Here is a 16,644-nt window from a genome sequence, read left to right as displayed (position 1 = left end):
GGCCGCAGATCCAAAAGCCGTGCAAGGACCGTAACGAGTGTGAAGAGGTAACCGTGGAAGACAGGAAGCTGCGCATTGCGGCTGTAGGAGATGAATTGCTCGCCGGTTTGGGTGACCCCCGCGCCCTGGGTTGGCTGGGAAGAGTGCTGGCCCGTACGCCCCAGGACACCGTGGTGGTGGAAAGCTTCTCACTCCCCTGCCCCATGGAAGGCACGGAGGGATTGGCCTCGCGATGGCAGGACGAAGCCGGCCGCCGTTTCAGCGACTCGCACGAGAACCGGCTGGTCATAGGACTCTCCGGCCGTGACCTGGAGTTCGGGCTTTCCACGGCGCGAAGCCGTTTGAACCTTGCCAACATTCTTGATGGTGCCTCGCACAGTGGCGTTGAAGTGTTCGTGGTGGGCCCTCCACCCACTCTTGATCCGGCGCGCAACAAACGCCTGGCCGATTTGAACACAGCCTTTGCCGATGTCACTACCCGCCGCAACCACCACTACGTTGACACTTTCTCTCCATTGCTGAACCACGAGCAGTGGAGGACGGACCTCGCAGCCAATGGGGGAACACCTGGACAGGCCGGCTACGGATTGATTGCCTGGCTCGTGCTGCACCGCGGCTGGTTCCAGTGGCTTAACATCGCCCAGCCGGAGTAGCCCTCCCCGCAAACCATTGCGTTCCCCTCACTCACGATATATCGTGTTTTCATCAACGCGATATATCGCAATTTGGAGGGATCATGTCTGACGAACTTTGGACCGTGACGGGCCCACAAACAATTGATGTGGACGATGTCCGCTCGCTCAAACTTGGAATAGTCAAGGGCAGGTTCGACGTCGTCACCCACGACGAACCCTTCGTCCGGATCGAGGTCAGCGAGATCAGCGGCGACCCCCTGACCATTACGCTGGTGAACGGCCGTCTGGAGGTACGCCACCAACTCCAAGGACCACAAGGATGGTTCCGAAACCTGATGGGTACCGTCAACAACACAAGCACCAACTCGGTGGTGGTCGGGATCGCACTTCCGCGTGGAGTGGACGTCGAAGCGGGAACAGTAAACGGCGATGGCATGGTCTCCGGCGTCAATGGACGGATCCGGCTCAACACAGTTTCGGGCTCCGTCGTGGCCGACGGCACCAGCGGTGAATTGCACGTCAACACAGTCAGCGGCGAAGTCATCGCCAGAAACCACGACGGCGTCCTGACCGCCAAGAGCGTTTCAGGTGAAGTCACCGCTTCGGGCAAGTTCAAGAACGTCAGGGCAAACACCGTGAGCGGGGACCTCAGCTTCGACCTCCACGACTACACCAACGACCTCGGAGCCAATTCGGTGTCAGGGGACCTGACCATCCGGCTGCCGCACGACGTCGGCCTGGACATCGTTGCCAAGTCCGCCAGCGGCACCGTCATCATTGATGACCAGATGTATGCCCAGCCGGGAAGCAAAGTGCAGACGATTGTTGGTCCGGATGAGAGGCTCATGCTGGTGCGGACCAATACAGTCTCCGGCAAGACCTACATCCTGCACGGCACAGAACCGGCCTCGGGAAATGACCACCCGGTCCTTGGGGAGGCGGGTCTCTGATGCCTCCTGTTTTTGCGCATGGCGCCCTGCGCTTGTACCTTCTGGCACTGCTTGAGTCAGGACCCAAGCATGGATATGAGCTCATCAAGGCCCTGGGGGACCGTTTCGGCGGTACCTACTCCCCCAGCGCCGGGACAATTTATCCGCGCCTCGGGAAGCTGGAAGAGGAAGGCCTTGTAGCAACCGAGACCGAGGGCCGCCGCACCAAGTACTTCGTCACCGAAGCAGGGCTGGCGGAACTGAACCGACGGCGGGAGGAGCTTGCCGACGTCGAGGATAATATCTCAGCCTCCGTGCGGCGACTGGCCGATAACCTGCGGGAAGACATCAGAACCAACATGCGTGGGCTGAAGGCGGATCTCGCCGCTACGGCTGAGGCCGCGCGCAGCACTGCGACAGCCGCCACCTTCCAAAGCAGGACCGCAGGCTTTTCTCCTGAGGGCCACCGAATGCTCAAAGAGGCCGAGCTCCTGGTCCAATCATTCCGCGATGACATCCGCGTGGAGTTGCGTCAACACAGCGCCTCGTACCCGTTGAATCCCGTAACCCTCGAGACAGTGCGTGCAGTGTTGGACCAAGCCCGCATCTCCATTAGGAATTCCCTGCGGAGCTGACAATCGTCCAACCCGGTTCGCGAGCGAACGCCCGGATGTGCGAAACTGGAGGGCAGCTCTATTGAGTATCAATCATTGAAGGAGGCCAGCTATGAGCAAGCGTGCACGTAAGCGTCGTGACCGTAAGCGCGGCGGCGCGAACCACGGCAAGCGTCCCAACACCTAAGCCATCGGCTTAGCGTCAAGGCTTAACAGCGAGGGCCCCGGAAACCATACGGTTTCCGGGGCCCTTGGCGTTTGTGAGCCTTTTACCTGGACCATTGCTGGCCCATTGCTGGATCAGCGGCGTTGGCTCACGCTTCCACCGGCTTGATGGAGTGGATCCGGTCAAGTATTGAGTTCTTGAGGTTCTCCGGCGCGGACTCCGTGCATGAACGCTTGACCATGGTGCGGATAAGGCACTCAAGGTCATACTGCTCGGCACATTCCTCGCAGGTGTCCAAGTGCTGCTTGATCTCTGTGAGGTCCTCGCGGGTCAGTGCGCCGTCGAGGTACTCATAGATCCGCTGCATCCGTGTATCGTCGCAATCGCCCAATCCCTGGCAGTCGCTCATTGCTCTTTCTCCTGATTGTTGCTCCCGGCCGCGGCCTGGTCTTCGGTGTGGGCCTTGAAGCCCCGTTCTGCGGCGTAATCCGCCAGCATGTCCCGCAGCATCTTCCGGCCGCGGTGCAAGCGCGACATGACTGTGCCGATCGGGGTGTTCATGATTTCGGAAATCTGTTTGTAGGCGTATCCCTCGACGTCGGCGAAGTAGACAGCCAACCGGAATTCCTCCGGGATGGCCTGCAACGCGCTCTTGACATCGGAATCCGGCAGGTGGTCCAGGGCTTCAGCCTCTGCGGAGCGCAACCCGGACGAGGTGTGCGACTCAGCCTTTGCCAACTGCCAATCCTCAATCGTGTCCGAGTTGGACTGCAGCGGTTCACGCTGCCGCTTCCGATAGAGGTTGATGTAGGTGTTCGTCAGGATCCGGTAGAGCCAGGCCTTGAGGTTGGTCCCCGGCTTGTACTGGTGAAAAGCCGAAAACGCCTTGGTGTAAGCCTCTTGAACGAGGTCCTCGGCATCGGAGGGATTCCGCGCCATCCTCATCGCCGCTGAATACAGCTGGTCCACGTACTGCATGGCGTCGCGCTCGAAACGCTCCCGCCGCTGTTCGGGAGTTTCCGTGGTGACATCGACGTCGGCTGGTACCGATGCGTCGGCTGTGCTGTCCCCGGGGGACGAGTCGGCTGCTTCGTACATGGCCGCTGCGGCCGGTTCAATGGTGCTCATCGTTGCCAAGTCTACTGTCAGCTTCCGGGAATCCCGCTGTGCAGGATAGCCAGCCTCCAGCAGACCCACGCGGTCCTTAACCAAGGTCAAAAAACCCACTCCGTTCAGCGAAGCGGCAACACCATGCCGCGGCCCGGTCTTCACCGTGCTTGTTGTTCACAACGGCAGCCGCTGGGTAAATATTCCGCAAAGGTGCAAGACTAGAGCAGACTGCACCCCTTGAACACAGCACTTAGTGAATAACGTCATGAAATATCATGACAAGCCATCCAGGAGGCAAGACATGTCTGTTATCCGTTTTCTCGCGCGGCCGATGCTCGCGTCCAGCTTTGTCATCGCAGGTCTGGACAAGCTCAAGAACGCGGACGACACTGCCAGGCAATTGTCCCCGGTCCTTCGCCGCGCCTCGGAGTCGCTGCCCTTCCCGACTGACGAGAAAGTCCTGGCACGGGTAATCGGTGGTGCGCAGCTGGGCGCCGGCGCATTGCTTGGCCTTGGCAAACTCTCCCGCTTCGCGGCAACGGTTCTGGCGTTGACGTCCGCACTGAACTCCTATGTGGAGTGGCGCTCAGCCGACATCAGCACGAAGGAAGGCCGGAACGCCCGCCGGGCCCAACTCTTGAAGAACATTTCCCTGACCGGCGGCGTTTTGCTGGCCTCTGTGGACACTGAAGGCCGCCCGAGCCTTGCATGGCGGGCTGAACACCTGGCAGCCGATGCCAAGAAGGCCACCGGCAAGCAGCTCAAGCGGGCAGACAAAGCAGTACGCAAGGCCGTAGACAACGCAGTTGGAGCATAAGGAAGCATGACAGGTACCACCGCAGCAAACACGGGTTCAACACACTCGGTCGACACCCTGCCCCTCTGGGCCGCTCCGTACGCCACCAGGCCAGTGGATGCCACAGTGACGGTGCCGGGCTCAAAATCGCTCACCAACCGTTTCCTGGTCCTTGCAGCATTGGCCGACGGCCCTTCCCGGCTGCGAGCCCCCCTTCACTCCCGCGATTCCGTCCTGATGATTCAGGCGCTCAGGCAGCTGGGTGCCACCGTTACCGAGGTACCCGGCGACGGTGATTATGGACCGGACCTTGAAATCACGCCCATGGATCCTTCAGCTTCGGGCGCGGAGACTGCCATCGATTGCGGCCTTGCCGGTACTGTCATGCGGTTCGTTCCACCTTTAGCTGCGCTACGCAATGGTCCAACCACGTTCGACGGCGATCCCCATGCCCGTAAGCGGCCCATGGGGACCATCATCGAAGCACTGCTCGCGCTCGGAGTTCCTGTCGCCACCGAGGGCGGCAGGACGCCGTCGGCCCTTCCCTTCTCGGTGGATGGCACTGGCGAGGTTCGGGGCGGCCACCTGGTGATCGATGCCAGCGCATCGTCCCAGTTCGTGTCGGCCTTGCTGCTGGTGGGCGCCCGTTTCACCGAAGGCCTTCACCTGGAACACGTCGGCAAGCCGGTCCCCAGCCTGGACCACATCAATATGACCGTTGCCGTCCTTCGTGGAGTCGGCGTCAAGGTGGACGATTCGGTGCCCAACCACTGGCGAGTCGCGCCTGGCCCCATTCATGCTTTTGACCAGCGGATCGAACAGGACCTTTCCAACGCCGGCCCGTTCCTTGCCGCAGCCCTCGCGACCCATGGAACCGTCAGGATCCCCAACTGGCCCACCCAAACCACCCAGGTGGGCGATCTGTGGCGTACCATCCTGGTTGAGATGGGTGCCACCGTGACACTCGAAAACGGTACGCTCACCGTGAAGGGCGGACCTGAAATCAAGGGCGCCGACTTCGATGAAACGAGTGAGCTCGCGCCCACGGTCGCTGCGCTGTGCGCACTGGCTACAGGTCCTTCACGACTGACCGGCATCGCGCACCTTCGTGGCCATGAAACCGATCGGCTCGCCGCGCTGGCCGCTGAAATCAATCGGCTCGGCGGAGATGCAGAAGAAACAGCCGACGGCCTCATTATCCGCCCGGCCACTTTGCACCCAGGCGTCGTCCACAGCTACGCCGATCACCGCATGGCGACGGCGGGAGCTATTTTAGGGCTCGCCGTTGAGGGCGTTCAGGTGGAGGATATCGCTACCACGTCCAAGACGATGCCCGAATTTCCCCAGATGTGGGAGGCCATGCTGCAGCACGGCACAGGCGACGACGAAACCGTCACCAGTGAGGCCAGCAACTGACCATGGGCCGCGACGCAAGCTCCTGGGACGAATCCGACGTCCGGATCCGTCCCAACAAAAAAGGATCAAGACCCCGCACCAAAGACCGCCCCAGTCATGATGACGCGGTCATCGGCCGGATCATCACGGTAGACCGCGGGCGCTACACCGCCATCGTTGGGGAAGACTCCTCGGATGAACGCATTATCATCGCTGCACGCGCGCGTGAACTGCGACGAAACCCCGTAGTCCCCGGCGATTTCGTCGCCTTGGTGGGCGATGTATCGGGAGAGCCGGACACCCTTGCGCGGCTGGTCCGCATAGAGGAGCGCAAAACACTGCTCCGGCGCAGCGCTGATGATACCGACCCCATCGAAAGAGTGGTGGTGGCCAACGCAGACCAACTTGTGGTGGTGGTCGCCGCGGCCAATCCGGAGCCCCGAACCGGCTTTATTGACCGCGCCTTGGTTGCAGCCTACGACGCCGGGATCGAGCCGCTGCTGCTCGTCACCAAAGCAGACGTCAAGGACCCCGCCGAGCTGTTGTCCAATTATCTCAGCCTGGACTTTCCCATCATCATCAGCCGTACGGCAGATGATGAAGCGTCCGGAATTGATGCCCGCTCGGACGACGGACTGTCCGCGCGGCTGGACAGCCGAGCCGTTGCCGAATTGCGGGCCCACCTTGATGGAAAAGTGACTGTCATGCTGGGCCATTCGGGCGTCGGCAAGTCCACCATGGTTAATGCCCTGACCGGAGCCGAACGGGCTACCGGTGGTGTCAACGCCGTCACCGGGCGGGGCCGGCACACGTCGTCGTCGGCGTTGGCCCTGAAACTGGCAGACGCGCCTCCAGGCAGCTGGATCATCGATACCCCCGGTATCCGCTCCTTCGGACTGGCGCACGTGGACCCCGACCGCATCCTGCATTCCTTCCCCGATTTGGAACCGGGCACGGAAGCTTGCGACCGCGGCTGCAAGCACGATGCCAGCGCCATCAATTGCGGCCTGGACGCGTGGGTGAACGAGGGACATGCCGGTCCTTCCGGAGTGGCCCGCTTGTCTTCGCTCCGGCGACTGCTGGGCGCGGACCCTCGATTGGAAGCCAAAGAGACCAAGGAACTGGGTACCGTCAACTAAGCATTGGTGCTCCACATCCCAGCTGCACGGAACGTTTCACGATAGTTTGGTGGCATGACCCAACCCGTTTCCAGCTACAACGACGACCTTCGACTGGCCCACGTGCTGGCGGATTCCGTGGACGCCCAAACCATGGACCGCTTCAAGGCTCTGGATCTGCAGGTCGAGACCAAGCCTGACCTCACGCCCGTGACGGATGCCGACAAGGCTGCGGAAGAAGCCATCCGTGGCCAACTGTCGCGCTCGCGCCCCCGTGACGCCGTCCTCGGCGAGGAGTTCGGCAGCAGCGGCCATGGCTCCCGGCGTTGGATCATCGACCCCATCGACGGAACCAAGAACTTCGTTCGGGGCGTTCCCGTGTGGGCCACCCTGATCGCACTGGTTGACGAAGGCGAGCCGGTCGTTGGAGTTGTCAGCGCTCCCGCACTGGGCAAGCGCTGGTGGGCAGCAAAGGACATGGGGGCCTACATGGGCCGCTCCCTGGCGTCAGCCACCCGGCTCAAGGTGTCAAACGTTTCGCGGTTGGCGGATGCCTCAATGTCATATTCCAGCCTCTCCGGTTGGAAGGAACGCGGCAATCTGGACGAGTTCCTGGGGTTGACGGAAGACATCTGGCGCACGCGCGCCTATGGCGACTTCTGGTCCTATTGCCTGGTTGCCGAGGGGGCCGTGGATATCGCCTGCGAGCCAGAGTTGAACCTTTACGACATGGCAGCGCTGGTGCCCATCGTGACGGAAGCCGGCGGCCGTTTCACCTCGCTGGAAGGCGAGGACGGCCCCTTTGGCGGCAATGCCCTGGCCACCAACTCCATCCTGCATTCAGAGGTCCTCAAGCGGCTAAACCCTGCCCTGGATGACCTCCTCTGACCCAGCGGCACCAACAAGCCAACCGGCTTTGCATAGAATTTTCGACGGCGGACGCCTCCTTTTCGGGGCATCCGCCGTCTTTTCTTCGCCCAAAGCCCAGTTTCCGGACCCGTCGTAACAATGTGCTTAACAAAGCGAAGCGACTTTGGAGCAGGCCAGATGCGTGACCTAACCTCTTTACAGGTCACGAGTGCCAGCGCTAAACCCCGGTTTGCTGGCCGGCAACCCTCCATTCGCGGTGGGGTGCCCCGGGTGACGACCTGGCCGGTCCGGAACGGATACGGCAAGCGCGGATCCCCACAGGGGGGTCCCTCTTGAGTGAGGTCCCATGAGCACTGCTACGTTCAACTCCACCGTTCTGCCGTCCCTTGTGGTCGAAGAAGCAGCGCACGAAGCCGCTGCAGGCAGGCCACTGGCCGCCGTCACGGGCGCGGAGCTGCAAGCTCCCTTGATCCAGGGTGGCCACGTCCGTTATGCCAACCTCGACTACGGAGCATCCGCTCCAGCGCTGACAATCGTTTCTGCGTATCTCAACGAGATCCTCCCCTACTACGCCAGTGTCCACCGCGGCGCGGGCTACGCTTCCCAGATCAGCACCTCGGTCTACGAGAACTCCCGCGACATCGTCCGCGAATTCGTCGGCGGCCGTCCCGACGATTCCGTCATCTTCACCCGGAACACCACGGACTCGCTGAACCTGTTGGCGGGCTGCCTCCCGCAACTGGACGGAAAGCCAACGGGCGAGGTCCTATACCTGGACATCGAGCACCATGCCAACCTCCTTCCCTGGCAGGGCGTCCCCCACCGCAGTGTCGTAGCTGCTTCGACACTGACAGCTACCCTGGCCAAGCTCCGCGAGGAACTCAGTCAAGGCGGCGTGTCATTGCTGGCGGTCACCGGGGCCTCGAACGTGACCGGTGAAATCCTGCCGATCGCCGAACTCGCAGCACTTGCACACGAATACGGTGCCCGGATTGTGGTGGACGCTGCACAGCTTGCCCCGCACCGCCGCATCAACATCACCGAGGCAGACGTCGACTACATCGTGTTCTCCGGGCATAAGCTCTACGCTCCGTTCGGCGCCGGTGTTGTTGTGGGCCGTCCTGACTGGCTCGACGCCGGCACTCCCCACCTTGCCGGTGGTGGCGCTGTTCGTGAAGCCCGCCTGGACTCGGTCAGCTGGGCCTCAGGTCCCGCACGCCACGAGGGCGGCTCCCCCAACGTCCTCGGCGCGGCAACATTGGCCCGCGCGACGCAGGTGCTTGCCGGCTTGGACCAGGATGCCTGGCATGCCCATGAAGCTGCCATCCGCTCCTACCTCGTACAGGGACTTGAAGCAATCGACGGCGTGACCGTCCACCGGATCTTCAGCGACTCCGAGGACACCATCGGCGTGGTCAATTTCTCGGTGGAAGGATTCGACGCCGGACTGGTGGCCGCCTACCTCGCCGCCGAACACGGTGTAGGACTTCGGGACGGCCGCTTCTGCGCCCATCCCCTGCTCAAGCGGCTAGGACTCCCTTCCGGCTCACTGCGCGCCAGCTTCGGCGTGGGCTCCCGCTTGGAGGATGCCACACGACTCTTGGCTGGTATCGAAGAACTCAAGCGCACAGGGCTCGGTTGGGACTATGTAGTGGACGAAGGCCGCTGGGTACCGGCCAACGACCACCGCATCTATCCGGAATGGGCTCCAAACACCCCGGGCACCGCAGGGGCTGCACCCTGCACGATTGACTGAAACACGCGTACTGTGCGGTAAATTCGTAGGGTAACTGGCGTTCGCGGTAAAGGAGTCTGTGCGTGGCCGTGCCTTCCGGCAGTGTTTCCGGCGGCGTTGTTTCCGGCGGAGGTGTTTCCGGCAGCGCTGGCAGGCCAGGTGGTCCCAAGCTGCATGCCACGCGCCGCCACGAACTGGGCCAGAGCTTCCAGGACGGCGGCGAACACTACGATCGCGTTCGGCCCGGCTATCCCACAGACTCAGTGGATTGGCTTCTTCCTCCTGGAGCGAAGACCGCCGCGGATATTGGTGCAGGCACAGGCAAGTTTACGGCCCTGCTCGTGGACCGCGGTCTGCAGGTGGCCGCCGTCGATCCTTCCACAGACATGCTGGAGCAACTTCGAAAGTCCTATCCCGGCGTTGAGGCGTTGGAGGGAACGGCCGAGGCAACAGGGCTGGCGGACTCAGCATTCGACGTCGTCAGCGTTGCCCAGGCATGGCATTGGTGTGACCCGATGAAAGCGAGCACGGAAATCGCCCGGATCCTCCGGCCCCACGGAGTACTCGGCCTGATATGGAACCAACTGGACACTTCGGTGCCCTGGGTTCACCGGTTGTCACGCATCATGCACGCCGGAGATGTGCACAAGCCCGGCTTCCGGCCAGTTATCGGACCGGAATTCATGGACTTGACGAGTCATCTCACCAGCTGGGAGGACGCCGTGTCACCGGAGGACATCATGGAGCTCACAAAATCGCGCAGCTACTACCTCCGCGCAAATGAAGCCACCCGCTCAAAGGTCATGGGCAACCTGGAATGGTACCTCTACGATCATCTCGGCCATGCCCCCGGCCAACTCCTTGGATTGCCGTACCTGACCACTACGTGGCGGGCCCGCAAGATCCACGGCGCCCCGCCACGGTAGGCTTGGTGTGTGAAGACCAGTACGCCCTCCTCCTCGATCGAGGACTACGTCAAGGTCATCTACTCCTATACGGAGTGGCAGGACAAACCGATTACGTCCTCGCAGCTTGCCCTGCGGCTTGGCGTTGCCAATTCCTCGGTGTCTGAAATGGTCCGCAAACTCAAGGACCAGGGCTTGGTGGACCACCAACCCTACAGTGCCATCAGGCTGACTCCGGAGGGCATGCGCCTTGCACTGTCTATGGTCCGGCGTCATCGCCTCATTGAGACTTACCTCGTTGAGGAACTCGGTTACAGCTGGGACGAAGTCCATGATGAAGCTGAGATGTTGGAGCACGCGGTGTCCGATACCTTCATCGAACGCATGGCCGCCAAGCTTGGCCATCCCCTCCGGGATCCGCACGGCGACCCAATTCCCTCGGCTGACGGATCGGTGGAGCTCCCTCACGCCTACCGCATGATCGAGTTGGATGAAGGCCACTCAGGCCGCATCACCCGGATCAGCGACGAAAATCCTGATCTTCTTCGCTATCTCGCGTCGGAAGAGATCACCTTGGACGCTCCTGTGGAGGTGGTGGGGCGCAAACCATTCGGTGGAGCCCTGGTTGTTCGGATTGGCAGCGGACCCCAACGCCGCGAATTCGATCTCGCGGACGAGGTTACAGCGGCGCTTTGGGTCCAGAGCGCTGAAGTCCACGAAGGCTGCGTGCTTCCCGCGCGCTAACTGTGCCCAGCGCATCGGTTAGCTGCGCTCGTCGGCCGACCCGCCGTCGTCGGACGCTGTATCCGGTGCACTGTCAGCGGTAACTGCCGCTTCGGGAAGGGGATTGCGGATCCCGACGGCGGACGCCACCGCGCCGACGACGAACAGTGCCGCTGTGACAACCAAGGCGTTGTACAAACCTTGCCGTGTGAACACAGGACCAACGATCAGGCCGGCAAAGGCAATGCAGATAAGGCCGGCAATACGGGCCACGGCGTTGTTGACGGCCGAACCAATCCCGGCCTCTTCCTGCGGTACCGCGCCTAGAATCGCTGCCGTGAGTGGTGCTACGAGGGTGGTGAGTCCCACGCCAAAGACGATCTGCCCCGGCAGCACCTGGGTCCAGTAGTTCAGGGGCTCTTGGATGGAGAGGGACATCAGAAAGCCCACACCGCATAACAGCGGCCCCACAGTCATGAACCATCGAGGACCATATTTTCCTGCCAGCCCTCCGAAGTAGGACGCAATCAGCATCAGGATGACGGTCGCTGGGAGCAAAGCGATTCCCGCGATGGTAGCCCCCATGCCTCCAACCTGCTGGAGATAGATGCCCAGGACGAAGAATCCCAGCGATATCCCGCCGTAGATCGCAAGCGTGGCAAGGTTGCCCCAGCCAAAGTTCCTTATGGCAAACAGCCTCAACGGCAACATCGGCTCCCTGGTCCTTGCCTCGTGGACCAGGAACAACACCATCGCCACCACACCGGCCAGGAGCGGCAGCCACACCTGGACGCTCATCCAACCCATCCGGCCCTGTTCAATGAACGCATAGACGGGACCACCCAGTCCGATCATGGCCAGAACAGCGCCGAGGTAGTCGATTCCCTTGCTCTTGTCCCTGGCCGCATCCGAGGCCCGAAGGCCCGCGAGCAGAGGCCAAATCGCGACGGCGGGAATTACGTTGATGAAGAAGATCACCCGCCACGACAGCATGTCCACGGAAACCCCGCCAATGAGTGGCCCTACGATGGCGGCGGCACTCGTCCAGCCGGACCACTGGCCGATCGCTTTGGACTGGGAAGGCCCGGAGAAGGAGGTAATGATCATAGCCAACGAACTGGGCACCAGGAGGGCGCCTGCAATACCTTGAAGTGCGCGGGACACCACCAGGACTTCCCCGTTCCAGGCCAGGCCACACATCACCGACGTCAGGGCAAAGCCCGCCAGTCCCCATTCGAGGATCCGTGCCCGGCCAAAGTGATCCGATAATGAACCGGCCACCAGGATGAGGGCCCCGAGGGTCAACAGATAGGCATCCACCACCCATTGCTGGATAACCAAGCCACCGCCAAGTTCGCGTCCAATGGCCGGGAGGGCAAGGTTCACCACGAAACCATCCAGAATGGCGATGAAAGAAGCCACAATTGCCACAACGAGCACCCGTTTTTGAAGCGGCGTTCTCGGCAGCAAAGCCACAGCATCCGTCATGTGCACAGCCTACGCGGCATTCGTCCATGGCGAAGTCCCGTATCGTTAAACAGTGATTAGTAGACGTGACGCAGCATTGGCCCTTGATATCTCCATGGAAATGGCCCAGCGCCACGGCATCCCGTCACGGCTCTCAGAAGCCGAACTTCGTAGCATCCAGGACAATCCACCAGCCTGGCTGGTCCAGTCACGTGCCAACCGCACGGGCAAACGGCCCGTTTGGGTCCACCTGAGCTGCGCAGTGTGCGGGTACTCAGAGGCGGTGCGGCCCAAAAAGTGGTGGCCAGACTTCTCGTTCGTCTTTTGCGGACACCACAAAAACAGTGAACTGCCGGAACTGTTCCTTGGTGACGTGCGCAGCGAATATGAAGGGGTCGGCAGCCGCTTTGTGGGTGTGGTCGACGTCCGCGAGGATCAGGCCTAGGCTCGTCTCATTGTTGCTGGCCCGTCATTGCTGGCTCATCTCCGACGGAACGGCTATCAGCTGTACCGTTTTGCCGTCACGCATCACAGTCAACGGGAATGGTTCGCCTATGGCCTCGGCAAACAGCAGCTTCTGCAAACTCTCTGCACTGGATACAGCCCTGCCCTGGGCCCGAAGCACCAGGTCCCCTGGCTGGAGCCCCGATAATTCCGCAGGTGAGCCGGCAATGACTTCCACGACGCGCAGCCCCTCTTTCTGGCCAGTCCGCACCACCGCACTGGCATCGAGCGGGATCGGCGTACTCACCAAACCCAAGTAGGCACGGCGCACCCTCCCATCCTTGAGCAGGGAGGCGATAATTCGCTGGGTTGTCCTATTAATAGGTACGGCGAGTCCAAGGCCCAGACCAGCAATGGCCGTGTTGATTCCTACGATGCGGCCCCGGGTGTCGGCCAGGGCGCCACCAGAGTTGCCCGGGTTAAGGGCCGCGTCAGTCTGGATGACATCCTCAATCACCCGGCGGTGATCCCCTGCACGGACGGGGATGGATCGTCCCAGGCCGCTGACCACGCCGGCAGTCACGGATCCCGCAAGGCCCAGCGGATTGCCCACCGCGATCACCAGCTGGCCAACCCTTAGCGAATCGGCGTTACCCAAGATGGCGGGTGGCGGGGTGGGTTTGAGACCACGGACGACGGCCAGGTCAGACAGCGGGTCCGCCCCCACGAGCTCCACGTCGGTCTGCTTGCCATTGGCAAACACCGCTCTTCCGGACTGGATGCCTGCCACGACATGGGCATTGGTGAGCATATACCCGTCACCGGTGAAGACCACGGCCGATCCGCTGCCCACACGCAGTTGCCCGTTCCGACGCGCACTCGTCATCTCGATAGCGGCCACGTGCGGCGTGACAGACTCCGCAACCCGAATGACGATCTGCGAGTAAGCGTCCAAGGCCGCGTCGTCATCCCGCTCCGTAGTCGCCTCTGAATCCCGGCCGTCATCCGGAATTTCAAACTCTGGTTCGGTACTCATCACATGCCTCCTGCTACCGCGGTGCCGTGCACGTCCTGTCCGGTTCCAGTCCAGGTTCTTTGCCTATCGAGTACGGTTCAGTGCCTGTCCAGTACAGTTCAGTGCCTACCCTGTACAACGGCCAGGACAGGGTGGCTAGTCCTCGTTCCCCTACGCCGTGGGTGAACGGCATGCGTGGCGTGTTCGGACAAAGAAAAAGCCCCCGGATCACTGGGATCCGAGGGCCTTCCGGTGGAGATGGGGGGAATTGAACCCCCGTCCGATGTCGTTTTGTCAGGGCTTCTCCGGGCGCAGTTTGCGTCGGATTTTCTCGGCCCCAGCCATCCTGCAAACAGGTGGCTGATCCGGGCCCAGTCATCTAAAAGTCCCGTTTACCTCAATGACGAAGGCAAACAGCAGTGGCTATCTAAATGACGCCAGGAACCGGGGCGATAGCAACCCCGGGCTGACGGACTGTCTTACTGCTTAGGCAGCGAGAGCGAAGTCAGTGCGCTTAGATTCGGCACTTATTGGTTTGCAGACAGCGTTTACGAGATAATTCTGCATCCTCGGCCCGCTTCACCTGTCGCGACTAACATCGTCGAAACCGATCATCCCCGTATTTTGTTACCAAACCGGCAAGGCATTCATCAAGCGATCAAATACCTACCGGACTATCCATCATAACGCATGCACCCGGAAGATCATTCCCGCGACACAAGCCCTGGGCGGGAGCACCTGCATCCAAACCTAGCGGCGGTTGCGCTCCCGCAGTTCGCGCAACGATTCGCGCTTATCCTGCTGCTCACGCAGCGTTTGGCGCTTGTCGTAGTCCTTTTTACCTCGTGCTATTGCTATTTCAACCTTTGCCCGACCGTCCAGGAAGTAAAGCTGCAACGGCACCACGGTGAAGCCGGATTCGCGGATCTTTTGGGAGATCTTGTCCAGCTCTTCGCGGTGAAGCAAAAGCTTACGACGGCGGCGCGCGGCATGGTTGGTCCAGCTCCCCTGGTGATACTCAGGGATGTGGATGCCCTCCATCCACAGTTCGTCATTGTAGAAGGTACAAAAGCCGTCCACCATGGAGGCGTGGCCTTCACGGAGGGATTTCACTTCGGTACCCATCAGCGCAATGCCAGCCTCATAGGTATCCAGGACATGGTAGTTATGCCGGGCCTTCCGATTGGTGGCCACTACCTTACGGCCACTTTCCTTGGGCACGGTAGAACTCCTTGTTAGATGCGGATTTCAACTAGTGTACGCCAGAGCCCGCGGGCCCTGGTCCCTGACGAAGGGACGGGCTACTAGAGGAGGGTCATCGGATCCACTGCGGCGCCGTTCAGCCAGGTTTCGAAGTGTGCGTGGCACCCCGTGGAGTTACCCGTGCTACCCGAGTACGCAATGAGTTGCCCCTGCGATACTTGCTGCCCGTTGGCCACCACAATGCTGCTGTTGTGATAGTAAATGGTCGTCAGGGAGTTGCCCTGCACCACGCCGTGGGACAGCTTCACCCGCCATCCACCGCCGTCTGCCGAGTTCCAACCAGAGTTGAAGACAGTACCGGCAGCTGCAGCATAAACAGGAGTACCGCAGGCTGCACCGAAGTCGATGCCGGTGTGCATGTAACCACCCGTGCCATAGAAATCGATGGTTCCGGGCGGGGTTGCCCGCCAGCCGAATCCTGACGTGATGGGTACGTAGCTGGCGAAGGGGTGTCGCAAACCAAACGCGGAAGGCGAACCCACCGGCGGGACATACGGTTGCTCGGGGGGTGCCGGCCTTCCTTGCGCAGCTGCTGCGGCGGCCGCAGCAGCAGCTGCCTCTGCGGCGAGGCGACGCTGCTCCGCCTCCCACGCCTCCCGAAGCTTGCGGTCCCTCTCTACGATTTCGGCTGCAACAGAGTCCTGTTCGGCCTTCACGCGGGCAAGATCGGCTTCAATGCCGGGCTTGGCCGCCTGTAGTTGTCCATTCAGGCGGGTGGTGTCCTCGATGAGCTTGTCGACTTCGGCTTTCTTGCTCGCAGCCTCGTCGCGCGCAGCCTTCTCCCGCTCAAGCGCGGCGTCGGCTTTGGCCTTCAGGTCCTGGATCTCAGCCTCGACGGCGGCCAGCCGGGCCTGGGAGTTTACGTTGGTGGCGTTCTGTTGGGTCAGCTTGGTCATTGCAGCGTTCTGGCTGCGCATGGCCTGATCGGCGAGGTCCATGGATTCTGTCAGGCTGCCGGACTCGTTGGATCCGAAGAGCAGGGCGATGTTGGTGGGCACGCCCCCGGATTTGTAGGCCTGTGAGGCGATTTGGCCGATCAGTTTCTTCGTATCGGTGATCTTCTGCTTGTCACTCTCAAGCTGCTCAGTGATTTTGGCTTTGTTCTGCTGGGCGAGCTCCACCCGGGCAGCCAATGCCTCAACTTCCTTGACAGCACTGGCCACGCGGCCCTGCGCTTCCAGAAGTGCCTGCTGGGCGCCCGGGAGACGTCCTTGGTAGATGACAAGATCGCCCGCGGCCTTGGCGATCTTCGAGTCCACAAACTCCAAGGACGCTTGGACGCGCGCGGATTCAGCCTCGAGTGCAGCCTGCTGGTCGTCCAGGCTGTCCGCATGGGCCGTAGGTACACCGGACAGGAGGCTCACAGCGAGGCCCAGGGCGAGCACGCCACCAAGAATCCTGGCTTGGCCGGACGCAAGGCGCCGACGCAGGGAGTTCTGGTCCAACGTGGTCATCATGA

At 61.5% G+C, this 16,644-nt stretch carries 18 protein-coding genes, 1 other RNA gene and 1 riboswitch; of the genes, 12 read left to right on the top strand and 7 right to left on the bottom strand.

Annotated features, from left to right (window positions below; genetic code table 11):
* The first annotated feature begins 53 nt into the window (after positions 1-53).
* From AC1DD7_RS11450 to AC1DD7_RS11435, 4 genes are all read left to right on the top strand, one after another.
* On the top strand, positions 54-653 hold the full coding sequence (locus AC1DD7_RS11450) for a GDSL-type esterase/lipase family protein (protein ID WP_216923989.1): 600 nt from the start codon (positions 54-56) through the stop codon (positions 651-653).
* A gap of 83 nt (positions 654-736) precedes the next feature.
* The gene (locus AC1DD7_RS11445) at positions 737-1,585 is read left to right on the top strand and encodes a DUF4097 family beta strand repeat-containing protein (protein ID WP_477515052.1); all 849 of its coding nucleotides are present in this window, start codon (positions 737-739) and stop codon (positions 1,583-1,585) included.
* The gene (locus tag AC1DD7_RS11440; RefSeq protein ID WP_477515051.1) at positions 1,585-2,199 is read left to right on the top strand and encodes a PadR family transcriptional regulator; all 615 of its coding nucleotides are present in this window, start codon (positions 1,585-1,587) and stop codon (positions 2,197-2,199) included. The genes AC1DD7_RS11445 and AC1DD7_RS11440 overlap by 1 nt, the downstream gene beginning before the upstream one ends.
* A gap of 91 nt (positions 2,200-2,290) precedes the next feature.
* Positions 2,291-2,365, top strand: a complete 75-nt coding sequence (locus AC1DD7_RS11435) for a 50S ribosomal protein bL37 (RefSeq protein ID WP_369299106.1) — start codon at positions 2,291-2,293, stop codon at positions 2,363-2,365.
* A gap of 127 nt (positions 2,366-2,492) precedes the next feature.
* Here AC1DD7_RS11435 and rsrA read toward each other — a convergent pair whose 3' ends face one another.
* A complete protein-coding gene (rsrA, locus tag AC1DD7_RS11430) occupies positions 2,493-2,753 on the bottom strand; it encodes a mycothiol system anti-sigma-R factor (protein ID WP_216923992.1) in 261 nt (86 codons plus the stop codon).
* On the bottom strand, positions 2,750-3,562 hold the full coding sequence (locus tag AC1DD7_RS11425; protein WP_431115672.1) for a sigma-70 family RNA polymerase sigma factor: 813 nt from the start codon (positions 3,560-3,562) through the stop codon (positions 2,750-2,752). Before AC1DD7_RS11425 ends, rsrA begins: the two co-directional genes overlap by 4 nt.
* 193 nt (positions 3,563-3,755) lie before the next feature.
* Here AC1DD7_RS11425 and AC1DD7_RS11420 point away from each other — a divergent pair, with 193 nt between their 5' ends.
* From AC1DD7_RS11420 to AC1DD7_RS11390, 7 genes are all read left to right on the top strand, one after another.
* On the top strand, positions 3,756-4,271 hold the full coding sequence (locus AC1DD7_RS11420; protein WP_477515050.1) for a DoxX family membrane protein: 516 nt from the start codon (positions 3,756-3,758) through the stop codon (positions 4,269-4,271).
* A 6-nt stretch (positions 4,272-4,277) separates the two neighbouring features.
* On the top strand, positions 4,278-5,666 hold the full coding sequence (gene aroA, locus AC1DD7_RS11415; protein WP_477515049.1) for a 3-phosphoshikimate 1-carboxyvinyltransferase: 1,389 nt from the start codon (positions 4,278-4,280) through the stop codon (positions 5,664-5,666).
* A 2-nt stretch (positions 5,667-5,668) separates the two neighbouring features.
* The gene (gene rsgA, locus AC1DD7_RS11410; RefSeq protein WP_477515048.1) at positions 5,669-6,784 is read left to right on the top strand and encodes a ribosome small subunit-dependent GTPase A; all 1,116 of its coding nucleotides are present in this window, start codon (positions 5,669-5,671) and stop codon (positions 6,782-6,784) included.
* A 54-nt stretch (positions 6,785-6,838) separates the two neighbouring features.
* On the top strand, positions 6,839-7,651 hold the full coding sequence (gene hisN, locus AC1DD7_RS11405; RefSeq protein WP_477515047.1) for a histidinol-phosphatase: 813 nt from the start codon (positions 6,839-6,841) through the stop codon (positions 7,649-7,651).
* A 182-nt stretch (positions 7,652-7,833) separates the two neighbouring features.
* Positions 7,834-7,947, top strand: a riboswitch (SAM riboswitch).
* A gap of 32 nt (positions 7,948-7,979) precedes the next feature.
* Complete coding sequence (locus AC1DD7_RS11400; protein ID WP_477515046.1) at positions 7,980-9,389, top strand: aminotransferase class V-fold PLP-dependent enzyme; 1,410 nt, start codon at positions 7,980-7,982, stop codon at positions 9,387-9,389.
* 149 nt (positions 9,390-9,538) lie between these two features.
* Positions 9,539-10,294: a class I SAM-dependent methyltransferase gene (locus AC1DD7_RS11395; protein WP_477515183.1), complete on the top strand. Its 756-nt coding sequence runs from the start codon at positions 9,539-9,541 to the stop codon at positions 10,292-10,294.
* A 9-nt stretch (positions 10,295-10,303) separates the two neighbouring features.
* Positions 10,304-11,017 carry a metal-dependent transcriptional regulator gene (locus AC1DD7_RS11390; RefSeq protein ID WP_477515045.1) on the top strand — a complete coding sequence of 238 codons (714 nt, stop codon included), beginning with the start codon at positions 10,304-10,306 and terminating at the stop codon, positions 11,015-11,017.
* 18 nt (positions 11,018-11,035) lie between these two features.
* Here AC1DD7_RS11390 and AC1DD7_RS11385 read toward each other — a convergent pair whose 3' ends face one another.
* Positions 11,036-12,490 carry an MFS transporter gene (locus tag AC1DD7_RS11385; protein WP_477515044.1) on the bottom strand — a complete coding sequence of 485 codons (1,455 nt, stop codon included), beginning with the start codon at positions 12,488-12,490 and terminating at the stop codon, positions 11,036-11,038.
* A gap of 88 nt (positions 12,491-12,578) precedes the next feature.
* Here AC1DD7_RS11385 and AC1DD7_RS11380 point away from each other — a divergent pair, with 88 nt between their 5' ends.
* The gene (locus AC1DD7_RS11380; RefSeq protein WP_477515182.1) at positions 12,579-12,908 is read left to right on the top strand and encodes a hypothetical protein; all 330 of its coding nucleotides are present in this window, start codon (positions 12,579-12,581) and stop codon (positions 12,906-12,908) included.
* A 24-nt stretch (positions 12,909-12,932) separates the two neighbouring features.
* Here AC1DD7_RS11380 and AC1DD7_RS11375 read toward each other — a convergent pair whose 3' ends face one another.
* The 4 genes from AC1DD7_RS11375 to AC1DD7_RS11360 all read right to left on the bottom strand — a co-directional run bounded on the left by AC1DD7_RS11375 (position 12,933) and on the right by AC1DD7_RS11360 (position 16,639).
* A complete protein-coding gene (locus AC1DD7_RS11375) occupies positions 12,933-13,946 on the bottom strand; it encodes a S1C family serine protease (protein WP_477515043.1) in 1,014 nt (337 codons plus the stop codon).
* 226 nt (positions 13,947-14,172) lie between these two features.
* Positions 14,173-14,541, bottom strand: a transfer-messenger RNA (tmRNA) gene (ssrA, locus tag AC1DD7_RS11370).
* A 131-nt stretch (positions 14,542-14,672) separates the two neighbouring features.
* Positions 14,673-15,143 (bottom strand): SsrA-binding protein SmpB, encoded by a 471-nt coding sequence (smpB, locus tag AC1DD7_RS11365; RefSeq protein WP_026540087.1) that lies wholly within the window; start codon positions 15,141-15,143, stop codon positions 14,673-14,675.
* A gap of 83 nt (positions 15,144-15,226) precedes the next feature.
* Positions 15,227-16,639: a peptidoglycan DD-metalloendopeptidase family protein gene (locus AC1DD7_RS11360; RefSeq protein WP_431120266.1), complete on the bottom strand. Its 1,413-nt coding sequence runs from the start codon at positions 16,637-16,639 to the stop codon at positions 15,227-15,229.
* Positions 16,640-16,644: the final 5 nt, after the last annotated feature.

This window comes from Paenarthrobacter sp. 10L412, from assembly GCF_056395565.1.
Note: the sequence above shows the minus strand (reverse complement) of the source record. Positions and strands in the feature narration are given on the sequence as shown.

Excerpts from the sequence above, each read along its gene's own strand:
- AC1DD7_RS11445 (WP_477515052.1), top strand. The coding sequence starts at position 737 with ATGTCTGACGAACTTTGGACCGTGACGGGCCCACAAACAATTGATGTG.
- AC1DD7_RS11440 (WP_477515051.1), top strand. The coding sequence starts at position 1,585 with ATGCCTCCTGTTTTTGCGCATGGCGCCCTGCGCTTGTACCTTCTGGCA.
- rsrA (WP_216923992.1), bottom strand. The coding sequence starts at position 2,753 with ATGAGCGACTGCCAGGGATTGGGCGATTGCGACGATACACGGATGCAG.
- AC1DD7_RS11420 (WP_477515050.1), top strand. The coding sequence starts at position 3,756 with ATGTCTGTTATCCGTTTTCTCGCGCGGCCGATGCTCGCGTCCAGCTTT.
- aroA (WP_477515049.1), top strand. The coding sequence starts at position 4,278 with ATGACAGGTACCACCGCAGCAAACACGGGTTCAACACACTCGGTCGAC.
- rsgA (WP_477515048.1), top strand. The coding sequence starts at position 5,669 with ATGGGCCGCGACGCAAGCTCCTGGGACGAATCCGACGTCCGGATCCGT.
- hisN (WP_477515047.1), top strand. The coding sequence starts at position 6,839 with ATGACCCAACCCGTTTCCAGCTACAACGACGACCTTCGACTGGCCCAC.
- AC1DD7_RS11400 (WP_477515046.1), top strand. The coding sequence starts at position 7,980 with ATGAGCACTGCTACGTTCAACTCCACCGTTCTGCCGTCCCTTGTGGTC.
- AC1DD7_RS11380 (WP_477515182.1), top strand. The coding sequence starts at position 12,579 with ATGGAAATGGCCCAGCGCCACGGCATCCCGTCACGGCTCTCAGAAGCC.
- AC1DD7_RS11360 (WP_431120266.1), bottom strand. The coding sequence starts at position 16,639 with ATGACCACGTTGGACCAGAACTCCCTGCGTCGGCGCCTTGCGTCCGGC.